Here is a 6,199-nt window from a genome sequence, read left to right on the forward strand (position 1 = left end):
TCTTCAAAAAAGGGGTTGCGGCTGTGGATTAGTAGTCTTAGAACCCCCTTCACCGGGGTTGCAGCGATGTGGTTCTGGGGCGCTTGACGGGCTATACGGGCTGGGAACGGTACGGAGAGTTACGGGGCGGAACGATAAAATCAGAGGTAAGTGAGGCGGGGCGCGCCAAGGAAGACAGGGCGCATCTCAGTTTCTTTTGTCTCTACGCTCTTTGAAATTGATGATATCTGAAGAGATATGTGGGCGGTTTGGTTCATTCGATGGATCAACGTCTGTATATCGCGCTGGTAGGGTTTCGACCCGATGATCCAGTGTCAGCTTCACTGTTTGGACGGTTTCTTGTTATCTTTGGATAACCTGAAGCACAACAAACAGAAACTGCCCCGGTTGAACACCGGGGCGATGTGCAGAGGTTCGAACGTCAAGGATAAGCTGGCAACAGCTTTTCAACTTGAGAGTTTGATCCTGGCTCAGAACGAACGCTGGCGGCACGCCTAACACATGCAAGTCGAGCGCTCACTTCGGTGGGAGCGGCGGACGGGTTAGTAACGCGTGGGAACATACCCTTCTCTAAGGAATAGCCTCGGGAAACTGAGAGTAATACCTTATACGCCCTTCGGGGGAAAGATTTATCGGAGATGGATTGGCCCGCGTTAGATTAGATAGTTGGTGGGGTAATGGCCTACCAAGTCTACGATCTATAGCTGGTTTTAGAGGATGATCAGCAACACTGGGACTGAGACACGGCCCAGACTCCTACGGGAGGCAGCAGTGGGGAATCTTAGACAATGGGCGCAAGCCTGATCTAGCGATGCCGCGTGAGTGATGAAGGCCTTAGGGTCGTAAAGCTCTTTCGCCAGGGATGATAATGACAGTACCTGGTAAAGAAGTCCCGGCTAACTCCGTGCCAGCAGCCGCGGTAATACGGAGGGGACTAGCGTTGTTCGGAATTACTGGGCGTAAAGCGCACGTAGGCGGATCAGAAAGTATAGGGTGAAATCCCAGGGCTCAACCCTGGAACTGCCTTATAAACTCCTGGTCTTGAGTTCGAGAGAGGTGAGTGGAATTCCGAGTGTAGAGGTGAAATTCGTAGATATTCGGAGGAACACCAGTGGCGAAGGCGGCTCACTGGCTCGATACTGACGCTGAGGTGCGAAAGTGTGGGGAGCAAACAGGATTAGATACCCTGGTAGTCCACACCGTAAACGATGAATGCCAGTCGTCGGGTAGCATGCTATTCGGTGACACACCTAACGGATTAAGCATTCCGCCTGGGGAGTACGGTCGCAAGATTAAAACTCAAAGGAATTGACGGGGGCCCGCACAAGCGGTGGAGCATGTGGTTTAATTCGAAGCAACGCGCAGAACCTTACCAACCCTTGACATCCTCGGACCGCCAGAGAGATCTGGCTTTCTCGTAAGAGACCGAGTGACAGGTGCTGCATGGCTGTCGTCAGCTCGTGTCGTGAGATGTTCGGTTAAGTCCGGCAACGAGCGCAACCCACATCTTTAGTTGCCAGCAGTTCGGCTGGGCACTCTAAAGAAACTGCCCGTGATAAGCGGGAGGAAGGTGTGGATGACGTCAAGTCCTCATGGCCCTTACGGGTTGGGCTACACACGTGCTACAATGGTAGTGACAATGGGTTAATCCCCAAAAACTATCTCAGTTCGGATTGGGGTCTGCAACTCGACCCCATGAAGTCGGAATCGCTAGTAATCGCGTAACAGCATGACGCGGTGAATACGTTCCCGGGCCTTGTACACACCGCCCGTCACACCATGGGAGTTGGGTTCACCCGAAGGCCGTGCGCCAACCTCTTCGGAGGAGGCAGCGGACCACGGTGAGCTCAGCGACTGGGGTGAAGTCGTAACAAGGTAGCCGTAGGGGAACCTGCGGCTGGATCACCTCCTTTCTAAGGATGTTCCTAGCATCTGGTTGCGTTGCCAACACGCTCAAGTAGCGAGGCGGTCGCGCATGAAGATCATGGAACACTTAGCAAGATCAGCAAACAAAGCTGGTCAATTCGGGGCATCGCAAGATGACCCTTCGAGCCGGACCGTCCTCATATCTCTTCAGAACAAGGTAGCCCAGTGGGGTTACAAAATTGCCGATCTTGCTAAGTGCAACTGGCCCTCTCGGCAGATTTGCCCTGCAAATCGCCTGCCGGGCGACGCCGATCTCGCATAGCGAGATCAGCTGGGTCGGTAGCTCAGGTGGTTAGAGCGCACGCCTGATAAGCGTGAGGTCGGAGGTTCAAGTCCTCCTCGACCCACCACCGTTCATATTTGCGGAGCAAATTGAACGCGGCGGCAGTCGATTTCCGCAGGAAATCGATGAGAGCCATAACCGCAACCGGGCGCGCCGCAAATTGCTGCGCAATTCGCTTTCCGCGCTCGCCGAATTTGCCAGGCAAATTCAACGTGGGGCCTTAGCTCAGCTGGGAGAGCGCCTGATTTGCATTCAGGAGGTCAGCGGTTCGATCCCGCTAGGCTCCACCATCACATTGCAGAACATATCTTCAAGCATTCGCGGAATGTTTGAACGTCTGTTCTGCAGACGAATTGACATCGTATAGAGAGATACAAATAGCAACACTGTTTGATCGCCACGCGTAAGTGGATGATCTCGGTTTGGTGCCCTTCGGGGCGAGCGTTTGATCCGGTTGTTTCCTCGACCAATCATACGTCTGCCAGCTGAAACGAACAGAGTTGTCCAAGTCAAGTACACTAACCCGGTTCAACGCGAGTTGAACCATAGTCTGGCGCAAGCCAGGCGGGAAAAAGTATGCTTTTGGTTCGGAATAAGGATCACAGTTTCTTACCAGCTTCTGTGGTCGTGGCGGGCGCAAGCCTGTCTTTTTCTGGATCAAATCAAGCGCGAAAAGGGCGTTTGGTGAATGCCTTGGCAGTAAGAGGCGATGAAAGACGTGATACTCTGCGATAAGCCATGGGGAGCTGAGAATAAGCTTTGATCCATGGATTTCTGAATGGGGCAACCCACCTGATACTTTGCTATTTATACTACTGAGTTGAGATTGTGAGAGGGTTCGCCCTCAAGCAGCGCTCCGCGCGGTAGGGCAGAATAGTACGGTAAACCAGGTATTTATGACCTGAATACATAGGGTTATAAAGGCAAACCCGGGGAACTGAAACATCTAAGTACCCGGAGGAAAGGACATCAATTGATACTCCCCTAGTAGCGGCGAGCGAACGGGGACCAGCCGAGCCATGAGTGCGAATAGAATGCGTTGGAAAGCGCAACCATAGTGGGTGACAGTCCCGTATATGAAGCATGATTGGACGTATTAAGTAGGGCGGAACACGTGAAATTCTGCTTGAAGATCGGAGGACCACCTTCGAAGGCTAAGTACTCCTTACTGACCGATAGTGAACCAGTACCGTGAGGGAAAGGTGAAAAGCACCCCGACGAGGGGAGTGAAACAGTACCTGAAACCGAACGCCTACAATCAGTCGGAGCCCCCAATATTCTTCGGAATGGGCGGGGTGACGGCGTACCTTTTGTATAATGGGTCATCGACTTGGTCTCACAAGCAAGCTTAAGCCGTTAGGTGTAGGCGTAGCGAAAGCGAGTCTTAATAGGGCGTTGAGTTTGTGGGATCAGACCCGAAACCGAGTGATCTAGGCATGACCAGGATGAAGGTAAGGTAACACTTACTGGAGGTCCGAACCCACACCTGTTGAAAAAGGTCGGGATGAGTTGTGCCTAGGGGTGAAAGGCCAATCAAACTCGGAGATAGCTGGTTCTCTGCGAAATCTATTTAGGTAGAGCGTCATCCGAATACCCTCGGGGGTAGAGCACTGGATGGGTAATGGGGCCTTACCGGCTTACTGATCCTAACCAAACTCCGAATACCGAGGAGTACTAGATGGCAGACACACTGCGGATGCTAACGTCCGTAGTGAAGAGGGAAACAACCCTGACCTCCAGCTAAGGCCCCTAATTCATGGCTAAGTGGGAAAGCAGGTGGGACGACCAAAACAACCAGGAGGTTGGCTTAGAAGCAGCCATCCTTTAAAGATAGCGTAACAGCTCACTGGTCTAAACAAGTTGTCCTGCGGCGAAGATGTAACGGGGCTCAAGCCATGAGCCGAAGCTGAGGATGCCGCAAGGCATGGTAGCAGAGCGTAGTGTGACATAATTCCATGTCTCTTTAGCCACTTCGGTGGTTCTGGAGACACGGAATTTTCTGTGAAGCCGGCGCGTGAGCGATCCGGTGGAGAGATCACTAGTGAGAATGATGACATGAGTAGCGACAAAGAGTGTGAGAGACACTCTCGCCGAAAGTCCAAGGGTTCCTGCTTAAAGCTAATCTGAGCAGGGTAAGCCGACCCCTAAGGCGAGGCCGAAAGGCGTAGTCGATGGGAACCAGGTTAATATTCCTGGGCCATGGAGTGGTGACGGATCTCGAAGGTAGTTCATCCTTATCGGATTGAATGGGCTGCTCAGAGGTTCCTGGAAATAGCCCTCCTATAAGATCGTACCCTAAACCGACACAGGTGGACTGGTAGAGAATACCAAGGCGCTTGAGAGAACGATGTTGAAGGAACTCGGCAAAATACCTCCGTAAGTTCGCGAGAAGGAGGCCCAGTTTCTACGCAAGTATTGGCTGGGGGCACAAACCAGGGGGTGGCGACTGTTTATTAAAAACACAGGGCTCTGCGAAGTCGCAAGACGACGTATAGGGTCTGACGCCTGCCCGGTGCCTGAAGGTTAAAAGGAGAGGTGAGAGCCTTGAATTGAAGCCCAGGTAAACGGCGGCCGTAACTATAACGGTCCTAAGGTAGCGAAATTCCTTGTCGGGTAAGTTCCGACCTGCACGAATGGCGTAACGACTTCCCCGCTGTCTCCAACATCGACTCAGCGAAATTGAATTACCTGTCAAGATGCAGGTTTCCCGCGGTTAGACGGAAAGACCCCGTGCACCTTTACTACAGCTTCGCACTGGCATCAGGATTGTGATGTGCAGAATAGGTGGTAGGCTTTGAATCAGGAACGCCAGTTTCTGTGGAGCCTCCTTTGAGATACCACCCTTCGCACTCTTGATGTCTAACCGCGGTCCGTTATCCGGATCCGGGACCCTGCGTGGCGGGTAGTTTGACTGGGGCGGTCGCCTCCTAAAGCGTAACGGAGGCGCGCGAAGGTTGGCTCAGAGCGGTCGGAAATCGCTCGTTGAGTGCAATGGCAGAAGCCAGCCTGACTGCGAGACTGACAAGTCGAGCAGAGTCGAAAGACGGCCATAGTGATCCGGTGGTCCCGAGTGGAAGGGCCATCGCTCAACGGATAAAAGGTACGCCGGGGATAACAGGCTGATACTGCCCAAGAGTCCATATCGACGGCAGTGTTTGGCACCTCGATGTCGGCTCATCTCATCCTGGGGCTGGAGCAGGTCCCAAGGGTACGGCTGTTCGCCGTTTAAAGAGGTACGTGAGCTGGGTTTAGAACGTCGTGAGACAGTTCGGTCCCTATCTGCCGTGGGTGTAGGATACTTGAGAGGAGTTGCCCCTAGTACGAGAGGACCGGGGTGAACGAACCACTGGTGGACCAGTTGTCGTGCCAACGGCAGTGCTGGGTAGCTATGTTCGGACAGGATAACCGCTGAAGGCATCTAAGCGGGAAGCCCCCCTCAAAACAAGGTATCCCTGAGGACCGTGGTAGACCACCACGTCGATAGGCCGGAGATGTAAGCGCAGCAATGCGTTCAGTTGACCGGTACTAATTGTCCGATAGGCTTGATTTGATCCAGTAGAAGACAGACTTCGCAGCGCGCTCAACGGGCGCTCCACGCGGTCGCCCTTCGAAAGACAATCAAAAGCATACACAACACGTGTACTGACTTGGTCGTCGTTGAAAAACGACGGTATTACAGAGGGCTTCTTCGGTTTGGTGGTCATAGCACAAGTGAAACACCCGGTCCCATCCCGAACCCGGCCGTTAAGCACTGTTGCGCCGATGGTACTGCGTCTTAAGGCGTGGGAGAGTAGGTCACTGCCAAACCTAACAAGCCCTCTGAGCCGCAAATTCTTCGGAATGCGCGGTGTATCTCTCTCTCGATGACCCCCGACTCGCTACAACACCAGGGGAAACCAAATTGGCGCGGGATGGAGCAGTCCGGTAGCTCGTCAGGCTCATAACCTGAAGGTCGTAGGTTCAAATCCTACTCCCGCAACCAAATTTACC

The 6,199-nt window shown here is 53.2% G+C and carries 3 tRNA genes and 3 rRNA genes; all 6 read left to right on the plus strand.

The features are described from left to right. The first annotated feature begins 447 nt into the window (after nucleotides 1–447). A 16S ribosomal RNA gene (locus QO231_RS25625) occupies nucleotides 448–1,913 on the plus strand. A gap of 286 nt (nucleotides 1,914–2,199) precedes the next feature. After that, nucleotides 2,200–2,276: transfer RNA gene (locus QO231_RS25630), tRNA-Ile, on the plus strand. 147 nt (nucleotides 2,277–2,423) lie between these two features. Next, nucleotides 2,424–2,499 (plus strand) — tRNA-Ala (locus QO231_RS25635). 370 nt (nucleotides 2,500–2,869) lie between these two features. After that, nucleotides 2,870–5,759, plus strand: a 23S ribosomal RNA gene (locus QO231_RS25640). Nucleotides 5,760–5,901: 142 nt separating this feature from the next. Beyond that, nucleotides 5,902–6,016 (plus strand): 5S ribosomal RNA (gene rrf, locus QO231_RS25645). The 16S, 23S and 5S rRNA genes sit together here with 3 tRNA genes alongside, the layout of an rRNA operon. Nucleotides 6,017–6,114: 98 nt before the next feature. Continuing rightward, nucleotides 6,115–6,191 (plus strand) — tRNA-Met (locus tag QO231_RS25650). The last annotated feature ends 8 nt before the right edge of the window (nucleotides 6,192–6,199 follow it).

Origin of the sequence: Sedimentitalea todarodis, from assembly GCF_032595355.1 — a bacterium.
GTDB lineage: Bacteria > Pseudomonadota > Alphaproteobacteria > Rhodobacterales > Rhodobacteraceae > Sedimentitalea > Sedimentitalea todarodis.